15 protein-coding genes are annotated in these 17,974 nt (G+C 61.9%); 8 read left to right on the forward strand and 7 right to left on the reverse strand.

From position 1 onward, the window contains the following. The first annotated feature begins 33 nt into the window (after window positions 1–33). Window positions 34–567, forward strand: coding sequence for a cysteine hydrolase family protein (locus tag AC3ITA_RS10195; protein WP_095943745.1), 534 nt, complete (start codon window positions 34–36; stop codon window positions 565–567). Window positions 568–1,061: 494 nt separating this feature from the next. On the opposite strand, the gene AC3ITA_RS10200 is transcribed toward AC3ITA_RS10195, so the two are convergent. Next, complete coding sequence (locus AC3ITA_RS10200; protein WP_489280165.1) at window positions 1,062–1,964, reverse strand: LysR family transcriptional regulator; 903 nt, start codon at window positions 1,962–1,964, stop codon at window positions 1,062–1,064. Window positions 1,965–2,163: 199 nt separating this feature from the next. Between AC3ITA_RS10200 and AC3ITA_RS10205 the strand changes: the two genes are divergently transcribed. The 7 genes from AC3ITA_RS10205 (at window position 2,164) to AC3ITA_RS10235 (ending at window position 11,651) form a co-directional block, all read left to right on the forward strand. Next, window positions 2,164–3,663, forward strand: coding sequence for a purine-cytosine permease family protein (locus tag AC3ITA_RS10205; protein WP_489280167.1), 1,500 nt, complete (start codon window positions 2,164–2,166; stop codon window positions 3,661–3,663). After that, a complete protein-coding gene (locus AC3ITA_RS10210; RefSeq protein WP_095943748.1) occupies window positions 3,660–4,502 on the forward strand; it encodes a nitrilase-related carbon-nitrogen hydrolase in 843 nt (280 codons plus the stop codon). The genes AC3ITA_RS10205 and AC3ITA_RS10210 overlap by 4 nt, the downstream gene beginning before the upstream one ends. A gap of 85 nt (window positions 4,503–4,587) precedes the next feature. Continuing rightward, a complete protein-coding gene (locus AC3ITA_RS10215) occupies window positions 4,588–5,613 on the forward strand; it encodes a helix-turn-helix transcriptional regulator (RefSeq protein ID WP_256589065.1) in 1,026 nt (341 codons plus the stop codon). 200 nt (window positions 5,614–5,813) lie between these two features. Next, complete coding sequence (locus AC3ITA_RS10220) at window positions 5,814–7,610, forward strand: amidohydrolase (RefSeq protein ID WP_489280766.1); 1,797 nt, start codon at window positions 5,814–5,816, stop codon at window positions 7,608–7,610. Window positions 7,611–7,628: 18 nt separating this feature from the next. Further along, window positions 7,629–9,368 (forward strand): amidohydrolase, encoded by a 1,740-nt coding sequence (locus AC3ITA_RS10225; protein WP_095943750.1) that lies wholly within the window; start codon window positions 7,629–7,631, stop codon window positions 9,366–9,368. A gap of 107 nt (window positions 9,369–9,475) precedes the next feature. Then, entirely contained in the window at window positions 9,476–10,216 is a 741-nt protein-coding gene (locus tag AC3ITA_RS10230) for a TorF family putative porin (protein WP_489280168.1), read from the forward strand. A gap of 46 nt (window positions 10,217–10,262) precedes the next feature. Further along, window positions 10,263–11,651 (forward strand): purine-cytosine permease family protein, encoded by a 1,389-nt coding sequence (locus AC3ITA_RS10235; RefSeq protein WP_095943752.1) that lies wholly within the window; start codon window positions 10,263–10,265, stop codon window positions 11,649–11,651. Between the two features lie 21 nt (window positions 11,652–11,672). Here AC3ITA_RS10235 and AC3ITA_RS10240 read toward each other — a convergent pair whose 3' ends face one another. The 6 genes from AC3ITA_RS10240 to AC3ITA_RS10265 form a co-directional block, all read right to left on the reverse strand. Then, complete coding sequence (locus tag AC3ITA_RS10240) at window positions 11,673–12,392, reverse strand: L,D-transpeptidase family protein (protein ID WP_150671681.1); 720 nt, start codon at window positions 12,390–12,392, stop codon at window positions 11,673–11,675. Continuing rightward, window positions 12,389–13,147: a M15 family metallopeptidase gene (locus AC3ITA_RS10245; protein ID WP_489280170.1), complete on the reverse strand. Its 759-nt coding sequence runs from the start codon at window positions 13,145–13,147 to the stop codon at window positions 12,389–12,391. The genes AC3ITA_RS10240 and AC3ITA_RS10245 overlap by 4 nt, the downstream gene beginning before the upstream one ends. 33 nt (window positions 13,148–13,180) lie before the next feature. Further along, window positions 13,181–14,170 (reverse strand): lipoyl synthase, encoded by a 990-nt coding sequence (gene lipA, locus AC3ITA_RS10250; RefSeq protein ID WP_150671679.1) that lies wholly within the window; start codon window positions 14,168–14,170, stop codon window positions 13,181–13,183. Window positions 14,171–14,311: 141 nt separating this feature from the next. Next, window positions 14,312–15,568 carry a serine hydroxymethyltransferase gene (gene glyA, locus AC3ITA_RS10255; protein ID WP_095943756.1) on the reverse strand — a complete coding sequence of 419 codons (1,257 nt, stop codon included), beginning with the start codon at window positions 15,566–15,568 and terminating at the stop codon, window positions 14,312–14,314. Between the two features lie 41 nt (window positions 15,569–15,609). Next, a complete protein-coding gene (gene gcvH, locus AC3ITA_RS10260) occupies window positions 15,610–15,993 on the reverse strand; it encodes a glycine cleavage system protein GcvH (protein ID WP_095943757.1) in 384 nt (127 codons plus the stop codon). A gap of 406 nt (window positions 15,994–16,399) precedes the next feature. Further along, window positions 16,400–17,908: a sigma-54-dependent transcriptional regulator gene (locus AC3ITA_RS10265; protein WP_489280172.1), complete on the reverse strand. Its 1,509-nt coding sequence runs from the start codon at window positions 17,906–17,908 to the stop codon at window positions 16,400–16,402. Window positions 17,909–17,974 lie beyond the last annotated feature (66 nt).

Here is a 17,974-nt window from a genome sequence, read left to right on the forward strand (position 1 = left end):
CCCTGATCCATCGACGATTCAAGGAAGGAAATCATGACCACTGCGTTGTTAATCATCGACGTCCAACAGGCTTTGTGTTCCGGGGAGTACGAGTGCTTCGAGATTGGACGAGTCATCAATACCATCAATGACCTGTCTGCCCGGGCGCGCAAGGCGGGAGTGCCCGTGGTGCTGATCCAGCACGAAGAAGCGGGCAGCCCGCTGGCCCATGGCGCTGCCGGCTGGCAACTGGCTGAAGGTCTGGAAACCTCGCCAAAGGACCATCGCGTGCGCAAGACTACCGGGGATTCGTTCTACCAGACCAACCTGCAAAAACTGTTGCCGAAAGAGGACTTCGAGCGCCTGGTCATCTGCGGCCTGCAGACCGATTATTGCGTCAACGCCACCGTGCGCCAGGCCCTGAAACTGGGCTACGACGTGGTGCTGGCGGGCGATGCCCATTCCACCGTCGACAACGGCAACCTGACCGCCGAAGACATCATCGCCGAGCACAACAAGGACCTGAAGCGCCTGACCGGTTCCGTGGCGCGGATCGACGTAGTCCCGGCCAAGGACATCCACTTCTGAACCCACCCTGTTTCCCTGTGGGAGCGAGCCTGCTCGCGATGAGGCCAGCACATTCAACATTGATATCGACTGGCCCACCGCCATCGCGAGCAGGCTCGCTCCCACAGTAGTTTCGGTTGCTCCCGGATCTTGTGTACACCCACCACCCCCCTGTGGGAGCGAGCCTGCTCGCGATGAGGCCAGCACATTCAACATTGATATCGGCTGACCCACCGCCATCGCGAGCAAGCTCGCTCTCACAGTAGTTTCGGTTGCTCCCGGATCTTGTGTACACCCACCACCCCCTGTGGGAGCGAGCCTGCTCGCGATGAGGCCAGCACATTCAACATTGATATCGACTGGCCCACCGCCATCGCGAGCAGGCTCGCTCCCACAGTAATTTCGGTTGCTCCCGGATCTTGTGTACACCCACCACCCCCTGTGGGAGCGAGCCTGCTCGCGATGGCGTCGTTACAGCCGGCATCGGGTTGACTGACCCACCGCTCCCACAGGACCTACACCGCCCCGAAAATCTCGATCAGCTCATTCAGAAACGCACTCACCAGGTCCCGCTGCCGCGCCGAATGCCGCACCGCCGCATGAAAGCTCACCTCATAGCGCAACAGATCCGGGTTCAGCGGGTGTAACTGCCCTAGTTGTTCATGGCGGGTGGCGTAGTGCTGCGGCAGAAACCCCAGGTGCTGACCGGACAGGATCAGCAGGGCCGCGCCGTCCATGCTGTCGGTGAGCACGGTCAGGCGCTCGATGGACGTGGGGGCCGGCATTTCCGGCAGGGGATGGCTCGGCCAGACCCAGTCGAACCCGCTGACATCTTCCCGGGTCAGTGCGCCGACTTGTCCGAACAGCGGGTGCGAGGGCGCGCAATAGGCGATCTGGGTTTCCGGGAACAGCGGGAAATAATCGATGCTGGGCAGGCGATGCCAGAAGTAACCGATGGCCAGGTCGATATGGCCGTTGATGATTTTTTCTTCCAGCAGCGACGACGACAGTTCGGTGAAATGGAAGTACAGCCCTTCGTGCCGCGCCCGCAAACGGGCAATGGCCTGGCCGATTTTCCTGTTCGCCACCGGGTCGATTTGCCCCAGCAGGCCGATGTTGATGCTGCCCGAGACTTTGCGGTTGATGTGCTGCACCTCGACCCGAAAACCTTCGGCCGCCGCCAGCAAGCGCCGGGCCGCCTCGATGAATTGAGTGCCTTTGGGTGTCACGGAAAACCCGCCGCGCCCGCGTTCGCACAGGCGGAAACCGACCCGGGCTTCCAGCGTCGCCAACTGCGCGCTGATCGTGGGTTGTGTGGTGTTGAGGGCGGTTTGTGCCGCCGAGATGCCGCCCGCTTCGACGACGGTCAGAAATACCCGGATCAGGCGCAGATCCAGTTCCGTTACAGTTCCCAGCATGGGGTCTCCCGATTCTCGCTTACATAGATGCTGATCTATGTGAACAGTGTGCCTGCGATATTTTACTGCCCGGACTCACGCCCTACATTGCCGTGAAACCAGCGTCATCGTCAGTTTTTTCTGGAGTTTCACCTGAACTGGACGTCGTAGCGAGCGCTATACCCACAAAAACAACAAACAACAGCATAGGAACAATCGTATGTCAGGTTCCCCAGTGTCTGCGCACGCCACCGAGGCGAGCGGCGGGTTGGCCATCGAAGGCCACTCCATCGACTACATCCCGGAAAACGAACGTCACGCCAAACTCAGCAGTCAGGGCCCTTTCTGGTTCCTGGGCAACTTCCACTTCTTCACCATCTCCATCGGTTTTGTCGGCCCGAGCCTCGGCCTGTCTGCGCTGTGGACCATGCTCGCCGGTGCCCTGGGCATTATGTTCGGCACCATCTTCATGGCGTTCCACGGCTCACAAGGCCCGGAAATGGGCCTGCCGCAGATGATCCAGTCCCGCGCCCAGTTCGGCTATCGCGGGGTGATCCTGGCGCTGATGGCGACGATGTTTGTGTTCGTCGGTTTCAACGTGGTGAACATCTCGTTGATCATGAACGGCCTTGAACATGTGTTCGGCATCGACCCGACCATCGTCGCCGTGACCGTGGTGCTGATCGGCGCGCTGTTGTCGATCTACGGCCATGACCTGATGCACAAGGCCTTCAAGTGGGCCTTGCTGGCGACCTTGCCGCTGTACGCACTGGTGACCATCGCCCTGATGTTCGGCGCGGGCCAGGAAGGCGTCACGCCAGCGGCCGACCTGGGCTTCAACTGGGTGGCCTTCGCCACGCTGTTCGCCATCGGTGCCAGCTACAACATTTCCTATGCACCCTACGTGTCTGACTATTCCCGTTACCTGCCGAAAAACACCAGCCGGGCGAAACTGATCGCGGCGGTGTTCATCGGCGCCTCGTTGTCCGGCAGCTGGATGATCGGCCTCGGCGCCTGGCTGGCGCAGGAGCTGAAAGCGGCGGATGCGCTGGTGGCGTTGAACCAGGTCGGCTCCTCGATGGTGCCGGGGCTGGGCAATCTGCTGGTGATCGTCTCGGTGGCGGGCTTCCTGCCGATCATCGCCCTCAACACCTACAGCGCCATGCTGACGCTGCTGACCGGTGTCGACTCGATCAGGAAAATCACCCCGACACCCCGCGCCCGTGTGCTGTCGATCAGTGTGATCAGCGTCATTCTGTTGACCTGCGTGCTGTCGATCAAAGGTGACGGCATCGCGCTGTTGAACACCTTCCTGGTGCTGTTGCTGTACTTCCTCGTGCCGTGGACCGCCGTCAATCTGGTGGACTACTTCTTCGTGCGCAAGGGTCGTTATGCGATCCCGCATTTCTTCACGCCGAAGGGCATCTACGGCGCCTGGCAATTTCGCGGCATCGTCTCGTACCTGATCGGCTTCGCCGCCATGGTGCCGTTCTTCTACATCTACGATGCCGCCGCCGGCAAAGAGGTCTTCGTCGGCCCGCTGGCGCGAGTGCTGGAAGGCGTGGACATCGCCTGGCTGGTGGGCCTGGTGGTGTCGGGCCTGACGTATTACCTGCTCAGCCGTTCGATCGATCTGGCCGCCGAACGCCGGGTGATCGACGCGCTGAGTGAAAGCGACATCGTCGCCATGACCTATTCATCTGCGGAGGCAGGGCGTTGAACAGCGTAAAAAATACCGTGGTCGCCTGTTGTCAACTGGCACCGAGAATCGGCGACCTGGCCTACAACCGCACGCTCACCGAACGCGCGATCCGCCGGGCAGCCTTACAGGGCGCGCAAGTCGTGGTGCTGCCCGAGCTGGTGCAGAGCGGCTATCTGTTCGCTGACCGCTTTGAGGCGCTGTCGCTGGCGGAAACCGTGGACGGCCCGACCTTGCAACTGTGGCAGGCCCTGGCCCGTGAGCTGAACCTGGTGATCGTCGGCGGATTCTGCGAGCGCCTGCCCGGTGATGAACTGGCCAACAGCGCGGCGATGATCGACGCCAACGGCCTGCGCGCGGTGTACCGCAAGGCGCATCTGTGGGATGCGGAGAAGGACATCTTCACCGCTGGCGATGCGCCGCCACCGGTAGTCGAAACGGTGCATGGGCGGCTGGGCATGCTGATCTGCTACGACCTGGAGTTCCCCGAGTGGGTGCGTCTTGCGGCGCTGGCCGGGGCCGATCTGCTGTGCGCGCCGGTCAACTGGCCCGACGGTCCGCGGCCGCAGACCGAGCGCCCGGCCGAAGTGCTGCGGGTGCAGGCCAATGCCTCGGTCAACCGCATGTTCATCGCCGCCTGTGATCGTTATGGCCATGAGCGTGGAGTCGGCTGGGTGCAAGGCTCGGTCATCGTCGATGCCGATGGCTACCCTTTGGCCGGGCCGGCGGAGCAGGGCGGCGAGCAGATGTTGCTGGCCACCCTGAACCTCGCCGAGGCGCGCAACAAGCGCATCAGTGCCCGCAATGATCTGCACAAGGACCGCCGACCATCGTTGTACGGGTTGCACAGTGGTTTGTAACTGCTGATGTCAAAGTGCGCTGGACCCCTTCCCGAGCCTATGGCATCGTCCAGACGACAAAAACCATGCAGTGAACGGGATCGCAATGATTGAGGAGGAGATCAAGGCCGGCGACAACACGTCCATGGCCACGCTGAAGGCGTTCAATCGCTGCGTGTTGCACGTTGGACGGCTGGCGCGGGAAAGTGGCGCGTCGCGCTTCATCGCCGACGGTTTGCAGGCATTCGGTCAACTGGTGCCGTTTGCGTCGGCCTGGTGGGGCGAAATGTCTACGCCGGGTCCCAATGTCGTCCCGCAGAGCTGGATGCACGGCAGCATCAATCTCCCTGAATCCTTTGCCGCCGAATGGCATCCGGTGGCGGCAAACGATCAGTTCTCCCATACCACCCTGAGTCAACCCGGCGAGGTGGTGCGTGATAAAGGGTTCAACGACCCGTGCGAAGCCGTCAACGATTTCGCCCGGCGTTACGATCTCTACCACTTGATGGGCATCACCTTTGAGTTGCCCGAGAGTGGCTTGATGTTCTTCGTTTGTCTCTACCGCGGCCAGCACGAACAGCATTTCGATGAACACGAGGCCGAGCTGTTTTCGGCATTCTGCGATCACCTGTTCCAGCTGTGGCGGTTCCAGGTGCAGGACATGATTCGCTTCGACACCGATGACGGCGCAAGCGACTTCGGTGTTGCGCGCATGGACGGCAGCCTGCTGTATGTCGGCGCCCGACTGTGCGCAGCGATTCAGCGTGAACTGCCCGGCTGGAACGGTTCAATGCTGCCGGTCGAAGTTGTCTCACAGTTGCAAAAAGCGCCCTGCGTGGTTCGTTTGGGCCGCTGCGCGTTGACCCTGAGCCCCAATGCCGAACATGTCATCTTGTCCCTCGAAGCGCCATCACGGGCCGAAGGCCTGGCGCCTCGGGAACGCACGGCGGCGATGTTGTTCGCCGCCGGCCATTCCTATAAGGAAATCGCCAAACTCCTGTCCCTTAGCCCGGCGACCGTGCGTACCTACCTGCGCAATTGCTATTTGCAGCTCGGCGTGAAAAGCAAGGTGGAACTGGGTTCGGTCCTGCGTTCGCCCGGTTCGTTGATTGAGTCTGCGCGCCGCGATTAATCGCGTCATTTCAACTATTTGCCTCACCCCTCCTCATTTGCAGAGGTCCATTCGAACGCTGCGCCCTATAGGGTAGGCCCTGTCTATCAGGGGCTGGCGCAGTCGCCTCGGACCGCTTCAAAACAATAAGAACAGGGGTGAGGCATTTGAGACTTTCCAGGCTTTTTGTCGCCGTTGCGGCGACGACGGCATTTTCCGGCATGGCGTTGGCGGCGACACCCGCCGACACGGTCATGCGCAATGGCTACGTCTACACCGTCGATGGCCAGAATTCCGTGCAGCAGGCCATTGCCATTTCGGGCGGCAAGATCGTCTATGTCGGCAGCGATGCCGGGGTCGACGGCTACATCGGCAAACAAACACAACTGATCGACCTGGCCGGGCGCATGCTGATGCCCGGTTTTGTCGATGCGCACATGCATCCCGGCGATGGCGGCCGCGCCATGACGCTGTGCGACCTGAAATACCAGACCATGACCCGCGCGCAGTTTCAGGCGAGCATCCAGGCCTGCCTCGATGCCGACAAGGACAAGGGCCCGGACGTGTGGCTGGAAGTGGGCAGTTGGGATCGCATGGGCATGACCGGGCTCGACGGCGACGCGGACAAATCGACCCTGGATGCGCTCAAGACCCGGCGTCCGATCCAGGTGCGCTCCACCGACTTTCACACCGTGCTGACCAACTCTCGCGGCCTGGAACTGGCCGGCATCAACAAGAACACCGCTGACCCCGAAGACGGCAAATACCGACGCGACAGCGCCGGCAACCCGAACGGCATCTGCGAAGACGGCGCCGCCGAATCGTTGGCCGCCGTGGTGCCGCCCGCCACCGAGGCGGAAAAACTCAATCAGGTTCGCGCAGCCCTCGACGCCATGCGCCGGCAAGGCATCACCAGTTTCATGGATGCGCTGTCGGGCCCGGAAAACGGCAAAGCCTTCACCAGCCTGCAAAAGTCCGGCGAGCTGACCGCCCGGGCCTTGCTGGCGATCAAGCTGGACCCGGCCGCCGCTGCCGCCGACCCGGTGAAAACCATCGCCGAGGCCAAGGCCCTGGCCAGCACCTACGACCAGGGCGAAGTGCATGTCGCGCCGGGCGTGAACATGCGCCACGTCAAACTGTTCATGGACGGCATCATCAATGCCCCGGCGGACACCGGCGCCATGTTGACCCCGTACCTGCACAACAGCGGCACCGACAAGGCGCCGAAGTGGACGCCGGGCAAGAACCTGGGCGAGCTGTACTTCCCGCCGTCAGTGCTCAATCCGTTGTTGCTGCAAGCGGTCAAGGCCGGTCTCGATCCACATCTGCACGCCACCGGCGAGCGCGCGGTGCGCGATGCACTGGACAGCGTCGCCTACGTGCGCAAGGAACTGCCAGGTCAAGACTTCCGCCCGGCCATCGCCCACGCCGAGTCTGTCGACCCTGCCGACTATTCACGCTTCAAGGCACTGGACGTCACGGCCACCATGTCGTTCCAGTGGGCACAGCAGGCACCGTCCACGGTCGACGGCACCCGTGATCACCTTGGCGTCGAGCGATTCGAGCGCATGGAACCCTCGGGCAGCATCGCCCATGCCGGCGGTCGAGTGGCGTTTGGCAGCGATTGGCCAGTCGATCCGCTGGATGAATTCCTGGCGCTGAAAGTCGGTGTCACCCGTTCCGGCGACCCGACCAATCCGCACAGCTATGGCCCCAAGTATGCCGGACGACTCAACGCCGATCCGGCGCTGTCGCGAGCCGAAGCGCTGCGCAGCATCACCCTTGGTTCCGCCGAGCAGTTGAAGCTGGACGCGGTGCTGGGTTCGGTCGAAGTCGGCAAATTCGCTGACCTGATCGTGCTCGACAAGAACTTCATGCAGGTGCCCGAGGAGGAACTGGGCCGCAATGACGTGCTGCTGACGCTGGTCGGCGGCAAGGTCGTGTGGGCCAAGGCGCCGTTCCTGGGGCTCGCGCCACAGGTTGTTTCCCAAGCTGTTACTTCCCGATCCGCCCTATAAAAACCAGAGAGCGTTCCGATGCGATTGATTCCAAACCTATTGGCCGCCGCGCTGGCCTTGTCGTCGGTGCAGGCCATGGCCGCCGCTGACCTGGTGTTGTTCAACGGCAAGGTCTTTACCGCCGAACCCGGCCAGGCGCTGGTGCAGGCTGTAGCGGTGCAAGACGGCAAGATTCTGAAAGTGGGCAGCGATGCCGAAATCAATGCCTTGGCCGATGCCAAGACCCAGCGCATCGACCTGGCGGGCAAAGTGTTGATGCCGGGCATGATCGACACCCACAGCCACCCGGTCTCGGGCGCTTTCGACAGCATGAAGGCCAACCTGCTGGACGAGGTCAAACCCTTGCCGGAACTGGAGCAATGGTTGATCGAAGAGGACAAGGCCGGGCGTGCCCGCTCCGGCGATGTGATCAGCGTGGCCGGGGTCAGTTCGGCCTACTGGGAGAAGAGCCGTGAGCTCGGAAAAGTGTTCAACCAGGGGCGCTGGGCCGATCAACCGATTGTCTTCAGTGGCATCGACGGCCACACCGGTTGGGCCAACAACGCGATGCTCAAACGTCTGAACATCGACGCGGCACTGGTCAAGGGCCTGCCGGAGAAAGAGCGCAGTTTCGTCGGCCATGAAGCGGACTTCACCCCTAACGGCTACTTCGCCGAATCCCGCTGGGACGTGGTGCGCAACGGTATTCCGGCGCCGAGCCCGGAGGCCATGCTCAAGGCCGCTCGCGAGGCGGTGAAAATCAACAATCAATTCGGCGTCACCGCCTGGATGGACGCGGCGGCGAACGGCGGCAGCGAAGATTCGCTGTTCGATTTCCATGCCACCGCCGAAAGTGTCGGCGTGCTGCCGCTGTACAAGGAGCTGGCGCAGAACGGCGAACTCAGTGCCCACGTCGCCGCGTTGATGGTCACCAACCCGAAGAGCAAACCCGCCGACCTGGAGGTGATTGCCACGGTGATGAAGCAATTCGAGGGTGTGCCTAACCTGACGTTCCCCGGCGTGAAGATATTTGTCGACGGCATTCTCGAGTTCCCGGGACAAACGGCGGCAGTCGTCGTGCCGTACAAGAACAGCCACAAGGACGGTCAACTGCTGACCGACCCGGCGCACTTCGGCGAACTGGTGGTGGCGGCGGAAAAGCGCGGCTGGATCGTGCACATGCATGCCGTCGGCGACCGCGCGGTGCGTGAAGCGCTCAATGGCGTGGCGTATGCGCGCAAGCTCAGCCCGACACCCGTGCCCCACAGCATCGCGCACCTGCAACTGGTCAATCCCAAGGAGTTTCCCCGCTTCAAAGAACTGGGCGTGATCGCTTCGATGCAACTGCTGTGGGCCACCGGCGAGTCCTACACCGTCGAACTGGTCAAACCTTACATCAGCGCTTTTGCCTACGGTTACCAGTATCCCGCGCGGTCCCTGCATAACGCCGGCGCGACGATTGCCGGTGGCAGCGACTGGCCGGTGTCGAGCGCCAACCCGTTCAACGCCATTGCCCAGGCCAGCACACGCAAAGGTCCGTTGGGCGTACTCAATGCCAAGGAAAGCATCGACCGCCAGACCATGTTCTACGCCTACACCATCAACGCGGCGAAAACCCTGCGCCTTGATCAGCAGATCGGTTCGCTGGCACCGGGCAAGCAGGCCGACCTGATCATCCTCGACCGCGATGTGTTCAAGGTCAGCGATGACGACCTGTTCGAAACCAAAGTCTTGAACACCTTTTTCGCCGGCAAGCAGGTCTACGCCCCCGCGTCCTGACCTGCGTACACCCAGCTCACGCAAAACCAGCCAGCCCCTCGTAGCGCGAGGGGCCCGGCATCGCCATGCCTGAAATTCCCCGTACGCCATAACAACAAGAGAACTGTATGAACGCACTTTCAGCATTGACCCTCGCCGCACTGGCACTGGCCCCCCTGACCAGCCAGGCCCTGGTCCTCAACGATGATTTCAGCCTGGAGATGACCCTGGGCGTCGTCAGCGACTACCGCACCCGCGGCATCTCGCAGACCCTGGGTGATCTGGCGGTGCAGGGCGGCGCAACGCTGCTGCACAGCAGCGGTCTGTACATCGGCGCCTGGACCTCCAACGTGGATTTCGGCGGCGGCTTCGACACCCGGCAGGAGCGTGAGTACTACGCCGGTTACTACTGGCAGGCGACGGACGCCATCAGCCTGGACCTGGGCTACATCAAGTACGACTACCCGAAAAACTCCGAATTCAACCTTAGCGAGGCGTACGCCGTTCTCGACCTGTACGGCGTGAAGCTGGGTGCTTTTTACTCCAAGGACACGCCGAACTTTTTCGGCGAGGACCAGGACACCCTTTACACCTACGTGGGCTACAAAATCGATTTGCCGGCCGAAGTCGGCCTGGACCTGCGCTTTGGGCGCAACGATGTGAATGATCCCGCGTTCTGGTCCGCCAATGGCGATAGCCGTGAGTCTTACTACGAGTGGGAAGCCAAGCTGACCCGCGACTTCGTCGGCGTGACCTGGGGGTTGAGCTATGTCGATACCGACTTGTCGAAAAGCGAGTGCAGCAGTTGGTACGGCTATGACGACCTCTGTTCGGCGACAGTTGTAGCCAGCGCCACCAAGACCTTTTAAATTCCGTCCCTGACAACAAAAACAGTTCCACAAAGGAAACACCCTCATGAGTGCGCAACGCAGTCCCCTGATCGAGACCCGCTCGATCGATTTCATTCCCGAGGCTGAGCGACACGGCAGTCTCTACAGCCAGTTCACTCTGTGGCTCGGCGCCAACCTGCAAATCACCGCCATCGTCACCGGCGCCCTGGCCGTGGTGCTGGGCGGCGATGTGTTCTGGTCGCTGATCGGCTTGCTGATCGGGCAAGTGCTCGGCGGTGCCGTGGTGGCGCTGCACGCGGCACAAGGGCCGAAGCTCGGGCTGCCGCAGATGATCTCCAGTCGCGTGCAGTTCGGGGTGTATGGCGCGGCGATCCCGATTGTCCTGGTGTGCCTGATGTATCTGGGTTTCAGCGCCACCGGCGCGGTGCTGTCAGGGCAGGCGATCGCGCAGTTGATCAGTGTCAGCGACAGTGCCGGCATCCTGATCTTCGCGGCGTGCATCGCGTTCCTGACGATCTTCGGCTATCGGGTGATTCACCTGGTCGGGCGGGTGGCCAGCGTGCTGGGCATCATCGCCTTCGCCTACCTGTTCACCCGGTTGATGACCCTCAACGACATCGGCCTGCTGCTCGACAATCGTCATTTTGCCTGGAGCACTTTCCTGCTGGCGGTTTCGCTTTCGGCATCCTGGCAGATCGCCTTCGGCCCCTACGTGGCGGACTACTCGCGCTACCTGCCGAGCAAGACTTCGTCCTGGAAAACCTTCACCGCCGTGGGCCTCGGCACAGTGCTGGGGGCTCAGACTTCGATGGTGCTGGGGGTGTTCGCCGCCGCACTGGCCGGGGCCAGTTTCCGTGGGCACGAAGTGGCGACCATTGTCGGCCTGGGCAGTAGCGGTGTGATCGCGTCCTTGCTGTACCTGAGCATCGTGTTCGGCAAGGTCACGGTGTCCACCCTCAACGCCTACGGCAGTTTCATGTGCATCGCCACCATCATCAGTGGCTTTCGTCGTCGCCTGGAAATCACCGCCCGCCAGCGCATGCTGTTTGTGCTGCTGATCGTCGCGGCATCCACCACGCTGGCATTGCTGGGGCAGTACTCGTTCCTCAACTCGTTCAAGTACTTCATCCTGTTTTTGCTGACGTTCTTCACCCCGTGGAGCGCGATCAACCTGGTGGACTACTACTTCATCAACAAAGAACGTTACGACGTTCCGGCGCTGTCCGACCCGAACGGGCGCTACGGTCGCTGGAACGTGCTGGGGATCAGCGTCTATGTGATCGGCGTGTTGATCCAGTTGCCCTTTGTCGACACTCATTTCTACTCCGGGCCGATGGTTGCGCAACTGGGCGGCGTGGATATTTCCTGGATCGTCGGGCTGCTGGTGCCGGGTGTGATCTATTACGCGCTGGCCAAACCGTCGATGAGTGCGGTGGTGGTTGAGCGGGGTTAATACTCGCCACAAGTTCAGCGTTTACTGGCGCTCGGGAAGCTTCCAGCGCTGGCGCAACCGCTCGTACTGCGCTTGCGGCAGTTGCACCAGCACCGGGGATTTGCCCGGGTCGAGCCAATCGAACAGCCGTGCGATATTCGCCGGGTCCATGGCTGTACAGCCTCGGGTCGGTGCCGTGGGGCCGCGCCAGATGTGGAAGAAGATGCACGAGCCGGCTGCGGGCGTGGCCGGGGTGTTGTGCTGGATGACGATGCCTTGTCGGTACAGCTCATCCGAGCGGCGCATCCGTTCGGAGCTGCTCCAGTCCTTTTTCACGACCGCTGCGTCGACCAGTTCGTTGTAACGCGTGGACTGGCTGTCATCCACGCATTCGATGGTCGGCGTCAACGGTAGATACGGAAGTCGGGTTTCGGCCGAAGGCGCGTAGCCAAACGCCGTGCCCAGCTTGAACATGCCGGCCGGCGCCTTGCCATCGCCTTCCTGTTTGACCGGTCCTTCAGGTTGCCCGATATCGAGCAGCCCCTTGCCCCAGCCCATGCCGTTCTTGCCGAGAACGACTGCAAAGGGCGCTTCGAATTTTTCAAAGGTCTGCCCGTGCCGTTCATAGCGCTGGGCAGTGCCCTGGATGTCATCCCAGTTTTTACTGGTGACCACGATCAGTTGGTCGCTGCCGTCGAGTCCCTGGGCCATTGCGGTCAGCGGAATAAACGCCACCGACAGGGCCTTGAGCAGAATGTTCATGGTGCAAGCGGCGTGATGGGGAAGTCCATGACGTCCGGCTTCTGCGGATTCCCGCTGTACGTGAAGTGCCACCACTCGGCCGAATAACCCACAAAGCCTTCCTTGGCCATGGCACTGGTCAGGCGCTGGCGATTGGCTTTGGCCGTGGCGTTGATCAGCGCCGAGTCGGTATGCGCCCGCTCATCGAAGCAATCGAAACCGGTGCCCATGTCGAGTGCGCCGTCGTGCCAGCGCTGGCCGTAAGGGGCGGTGCAATCCACCTGCATGGCCGAAGGTGTCCAGGTGTCGGCGGGCAGGGCGTCGGGGCCGGTCATCGTCAAGTCGACGGTGTTGCCCCGGGAGTGATTGGACACCCGGGCCACATAACCCAGGCGCCAGAAGTCCTGCTTGTCGACCCGTGGATAGAACTCGGTCTTGAGCGGGTCGCCGGGTTCGGTGGCGAAACGGCCCATGTCCGCCACTGCGCGGGTCGGGCGATAGCAGTCGAATACCTTCAAGCCGTAACCCTCGGCTTTCAGTGAACTTTGCACTCGGGCCAATGCCTTTGCAGCGTCCTGCGACAGCAGACACTCCGCCGCCTGGTATCCGTCGAGCGGATGCCCGGTGAAGTTGTGCGCGCTGGCGTAGCGGATGTCCTGCTCGATGCCCGGGTCGACGCTGCGCACATACACCATGTGCCCGGGTTTCGACGCGTCTGCCAGGCACGGCGTGGCAAGGCTCAGGCACAGCAACAACAGACAGGGTGAACGCGACATCGGAAACGGCTCCATGCATGACCAGTCATTCCATCATGGCTTGAAACCGTCCGTACCTCCATGAAGTTGTTGATCGGCGTGATAGGACGAACGCACCAGCGGCCCGGATGCCACGTTCTTGAAGCCCATGCGCGTGCCTTCCTCGGCGAACCAGGCAAAAGTGTCCGGGTGCACGAAGCGCTGCACTGGCAAGTGGCTGCGCGAAGGTTGCAGGTATTGGCCGAGGGTCAGCATGTCGATGTCGTGCTCGCGCATGCGCTGCATGACCTCAATGACTTCCTCGTCGGTTTCGCCCAGGCCCAGCATCAGGCCGGATTTGGTCGGCACATGGGGCACCGCTTGCTTGAATTTCTGCAGCAGGTCCAGCGACCACTCGAAGTCCGACCCCGGCCGCGCGGCCTTGTACAGGCGCGGTACGGTTTCCAGGTTGTGGTTGAACACATCCGGCGGCTCATGGGCGGTGATCGCCAGGGCCACGTCCATGCGTCCGCGATAATCCGGCACCAGGGTTTCCAGTTGGATGCCGGGGGACAGCTTGCGGATTTCCCGCAGGCAATCGACGAAGTGTTGGGCACCACCGTCGCGCAAATCGTCGCGGTCCACCGAGGTGATCACCACGTATTTCAGGCGCAGCTCGGCGATGGCCACGGCCAGGTTCATCGGCTCGTTGGTGTCCAGCGGCTTGGGCCGGCCATGGCCAACATCGCAGAACGGGCAGCGACGGGTGCAGATGTCGCCCATGATCATGAAGGTCGCCGTTCCGCCGGAAAAACACTCGCCCAGGTTCGGGCACGACGCTTCTTCGCAGACGCTGTGCAGCTTGTGCTTGCGCAACAGCTGCTTGATCCGGTCGACCTCGGGAGAGATCGGCATGCGCACACGAATCCAGTCGGGTTTGCGCGCAAATTCATCCGTGGGAATGATCTTCACCGGAATCCGCGCGACCTTTTGCGCACCGCGCAGTTTGGTGCCGACCTCCACTTTGGCCGGGCTTTTGCCGGTCGATTCGACAATGGCATTCATGATGCTTTCCTTGTGCAGCAGGGAGCAGAACCTGTAGGAGTGAGCCTGCTCGCGATAGCGGTGGATCAGGCTCTATTCATGTTGACTGATACGACGCTATCGCGAGCAGGCTCGCTCCTACAGGGGATTTGTGTGGATTGCTCAGTCGCGGTAGACCGGGAAGTCGGCACACAAGGCAGCAGCCTGCCGTGCGACATTGGCCTCGATATCGGCATCGCCCAGGTGATCGAGGATGTCGCAGATCCAGCCCGCCAACGCGATGCTTTGCGCTTCCTTGAAGCCGCGACTGGTAATCGCCGGCGTACCAATGCGCAAACCGGAAGTCACGAAGGGCGATTGCGGATCGTTGGGCACGGCGTTCTTGTTCACGGTGATGCCGGCGCGACCGAGGGCGGCGTCGGCGTCTTTGCCGGTGAGGCCCTGGCGGATCAGGCTGACCAGAAACAAGTGGTTATCCGTGCCGCCGGACACCACGTCATAACCGCGCTCGATAAACACCTGCGCCATGACCTGTGCGTTGCGGATCACTTGCGTCTGATAGGTCTTGAAGCCTGGCTCCAACGCTTCCTTGAAGCACACGGCCTTGGCGGCGATCACGTGCATCAGCGGGCCGCCCTGACCACCTGGGAATACCGCGGCATTGAGCTTCTTCTCAAGCTCCGCATTGGACTTGGCCAGAATCAGACCACCGCGAGGGCCGCGCAGGGTCTTGTGGGTCGTGGTGGTGACCACGTCGGCGTAGGGCAGGGGATTGGGGTACAGACCCGTGGCCACCAGCCCGGCAACGTGGGCCATGTCGACGAAGAAGTACGCGCCGACCTTGTCCGCGATCTGGCGGAAACGCGGGAAGTCCAGGGTCTTCGAATAGGCCGAGAACCCGGCGATGATCATCTTCGGCTTGTGCTCGACCGCCAGGCGCTCGACTTCGTCGTAGTCGATCAGGCCCGTGGTGGTGTCGATGCCGTACTGCACGGCGTTGTAGAGCTTGCCGGAAAAGCTCACCTTGGCGCCGTGGGTCAGGTGACCGCCGTGGGCCAGGCTCATGCCCAGCACGGTGTCGCCGGCTTGCAGCAGGGCCAGATAAACCGCAGCGTTGGCCTGGCTGCCGGAGTGTGGCTGGACGTTGGCGTAATCGGCGCCAAACAGCTGTTTGGCGCGATCGATAGCCAGTTGCTCGACCACGTCGACGTGCTCGCAACCGCCGTAGTAACGCTTGCCCGGATACCCTTCGGCGTACTTGTTGGTCAGGCCGCTGCCTTGTGCCTCCATCACCCGCTGGCTGGTGTAGTTTTCCGAGGCGATCAGTTCGATATGGTGTTCCTGCCGCGCATCTTCGGCGTTCATCGCCGCCAGCAGTTCGTCGTCATAGCCGTTGATCTGGTCGTGCTTGCTGAACATGGTGTGGTCCTTTTTCGGATTCGGGAAATGCCCAGGGGGCTTCAAGCGTCGGCGTGTTCTGCGGTCAGGCGTTCATAGGCGTCTTGATCCAGTAGATCGCTCAACGCCTGGACATCGACCGGTTTGAAGCGAAAGAACCAGCCTTCGCCCAAGGGGTCTTCGTTGACCAGTTCCGGGGTGCTCTCCAGTGTCGCGTTGATCTCGACCACTTCACCGTCCAGCGGCATGCCGATACTGCTGGCGGCCTTCACCGACTCCAGCACCGATACTTCCGTGCCTGCATCGAAGGCGCCCAGTTCAGGCACTTGAACGAACACCACATCCCCCAGCGCCTGCTGGGCAAACGCCGTGATGCCGACGGTGACCAGGCCATTGCTCTCAAGGCGCAACCATTCGTGATCGACGGTAAAACGCAACTGGCTCATATCAACTCCTTATTGTTTTAAGGCTCGAGGCGGGGCGACGAGCGGGTTGCAGGAGTGAAAGCAAGGTCGGTGCCAATGTTGATTAGTTGTTTTAAATCAATGGCTTGTCGTGATTTTGTGAAGTGCGAGAGATTTCATCCGTATTGAAATCAGTACGGACAAGCAGGGCTGTGGGCGCAGACGCCGTAAATGCAGGTGGGAAAGGTTTTGTCTTGATTTCGCTACGCTGTATCGATTTGCAGACGAAGAGTTCAACTACAACACTGATCCCCTGTAGGAGTGAGCCTGCTCGCGATGAGGGCGTGTCAGTCGAAATCTATGTTGACTGTGAGGCCGCTATCGCGAGCAGGCTCGCTCCTACAGGGGGGGGCAGTGTTGTCAGTGGGATTGGGTGGCGGCAGGGAGTTCAGGGCTTGCCGGGAATCCCGTACTTGCGCAAGCGAATCGCAATGGCGCTATGGGAAGTCTGCAACCGCGCCGCCAGCAACCGGCTGGACGGATAGCTGCGATACAGCTGTTCCAGCAGGTTCTTCTCAAAGTCGCCAACCGCCTCTTCCAGGCTGCCGACTTCGCCGTCGTTCTGCCGCTCCACCGCCGTGCGGGCGATGTCGAGGTCGTCGATGTCCACCAGCGGGTTTTCGCAAATCGCCGCCGCGCGAAAGATCACGTTTTGCAGTTGCCGCACGTTGCCCGGCCAGCGGTTGCCGAGCAGGGCGCTGAAGGTGCTCGGTGCCAGACGACACGGCGGTCGCTGGATCTGCGCGCAGGCCTGTTGCATGAAGTGATTGGCCATCAGCAGGATGTCGTGACCGCGTTCGCGCAGCGGCGGCACTTGCAGGTTGAGCACGTTCAGGCGGTAGAACAGGTCTTCGCGAAAACGCCCTTCGGCGACCATTTTTTCCAGGTCGCGGTGGGTGGCGCTGAGCACCCGCACATTGACCCGGACTTCCTTGTCGCCACCGACCCGGCGGAAGCACCCATCGCTCAAAAAACGCAGCAACTTGGCTTGCAGGTACGGCGACATTTCCCCCACTTCATCGAGGAACACCGTGCCCTGATCGGCCAGTTCCAGCAGGCCGAGCTTGCCGCCCCGTTGCGCGCCGGTGAAGGCGCCGGGGGCGTAGCCGAACAACTCGCTTTCGGCGAGGCTCTCCGGCAGTGCCGCGCAGTTCAGGGCCAGGAACGGCGCATCGTGCCGTGGGCTGATGGCATGACAGGCACGGGCCACCAGCTCCTTGCCGGTGCCGGTTTCACCCTGGATCAGCAACGGCGCATCGAGGGCCGCCACCCGTTGCGCACGGGCCTTGAGCGCACGGATCGGCGGCGATTCACCGAGCAGCGCATCGAAGCCTTCGGCATGATCATGGTGCAGCGCCGACAGGCGTTCGCCGATGCGGTTGGGTTGGTACAGGGTGAGCAGGGCGCCGGCGTCGGTGATCGGCATCGCATCGAGCAGCAAGGTCTGGCCACCGAGGCTGACCTCGTGCATCGGCAGGCGGAAATGCTGAGCGATCAGGGTGCGTTGCAAATCGGCATCGTCGAACAACGCGGTCAGCGATTCACCGGCCGGTTCGCGCCCGCACAGGGCGATCAGCGCCGGGTTAGCCAGCAGCACATGGCCGCGATCATCCACCGCCAGCACCGGGTCGGAACTGGCGGCCAGCAGTGCGTCCAGTTGCAGGCGCCGGCGTTGTCCCGGAAGGATGTCGACCATGGTCACCGCTTGCACGCCGCGCACGTCGAAAAGCGCCTCGCGCAACTCCTCCAGCACCTCGGCGCCGAGGGTCGGCGCATCGATGTAGACGTTCGGCGGCACCATCTCCACGGCGTCCAGGTTGAAACTGCGTCCACCGAGCAGGGCCAGCACTTCCTGGGTGATGCCGACGCGGTCGATGAAGGTGACGTGGATGCGCATGACGGGCCTGCAAGGTTGGCGAACTAAAATCAGTATGCCCGGCAAAATTTGAATTTGGCGAGTGTC

This window comes from Pseudomonas sp. GL_090 (assembly GCF_057837765.1).

Excerpts from the sequence above, each read along its gene's own strand:
- AC3ITA_RS10195 (WP_095943745.1), top strand. The coding sequence starts at position 34 with ATGACCACTGCGTTGTTAATCATCGACGTCCAACAGGCTTTGTGTTCC.
- AC3ITA_RS10200 (WP_489280165.1), bottom strand. The coding sequence starts at position 1,964 with ATGCTGGGAACTGTAACGGAACTGGATCTGCGCCTGATCCGGGTATTT.
- AC3ITA_RS10205 (WP_489280167.1), top strand. The coding sequence starts at position 2,164 with ATGTCAGGTTCCCCAGTGTCTGCGCACGCCACCGAGGCGAGCGGCGGG.
- AC3ITA_RS10215 (WP_256589065.1), top strand. The coding sequence starts at position 4,588 with ATGATTGAGGAGGAGATCAAGGCCGGCGACAACACGTCCATGGCCACG.
- AC3ITA_RS10220 (WP_489280766.1), top strand. The coding sequence starts at position 5,814 with ATGGCGTTGGCGGCGACACCCGCCGACACGGTCATGCGCAATGGCTAC.
- AC3ITA_RS10225 (WP_095943750.1), top strand. The coding sequence starts at position 7,629 with ATGCGATTGATTCCAAACCTATTGGCCGCCGCGCTGGCCTTGTCGTCG.
- AC3ITA_RS10230 (WP_489280168.1), top strand. The coding sequence starts at position 9,476 with ATGAACGCACTTTCAGCATTGACCCTCGCCGCACTGGCACTGGCCCCC.
- AC3ITA_RS10235 (WP_095943752.1), top strand. The coding sequence starts at position 10,263 with ATGAGTGCGCAACGCAGTCCCCTGATCGAGACCCGCTCGATCGATTTC.
- AC3ITA_RS10240 (WP_150671681.1), bottom strand. The coding sequence starts at position 12,392 with ATGAACATTCTGCTCAAGGCCCTGTCGGTGGCGTTTATTCCGCTGACC.
- AC3ITA_RS10245 (WP_489280170.1), bottom strand. The coding sequence starts at position 13,147 with ATGTCGCGTTCACCCTGTCTGTTGTTGCTGTGCCTGAGCCTTGCCACG.
- lipA (WP_150671679.1), bottom strand. The coding sequence starts at position 14,170 with ATGAATGCCATTGTCGAATCGACCGGCAAAAGCCCGGCCAAAGTGGAG.
- glyA (WP_095943756.1), bottom strand. The coding sequence starts at position 15,568 with ATGTTCAGCAAGCACGACCAGATCAACGGCTATGACGACGAACTGCTG.
- gcvH (WP_095943757.1), bottom strand. The coding sequence starts at position 15,993 with ATGAGCCAGTTGCGTTTTACCGTCGATCACGAATGGTTGCGCCTTGAG.
- AC3ITA_RS10265 (WP_489280172.1), bottom strand. The coding sequence starts at position 17,908 with ATGCGCATCCACGTCACCTTCATCGACCGCGTCGGCATCACCCAGGAA.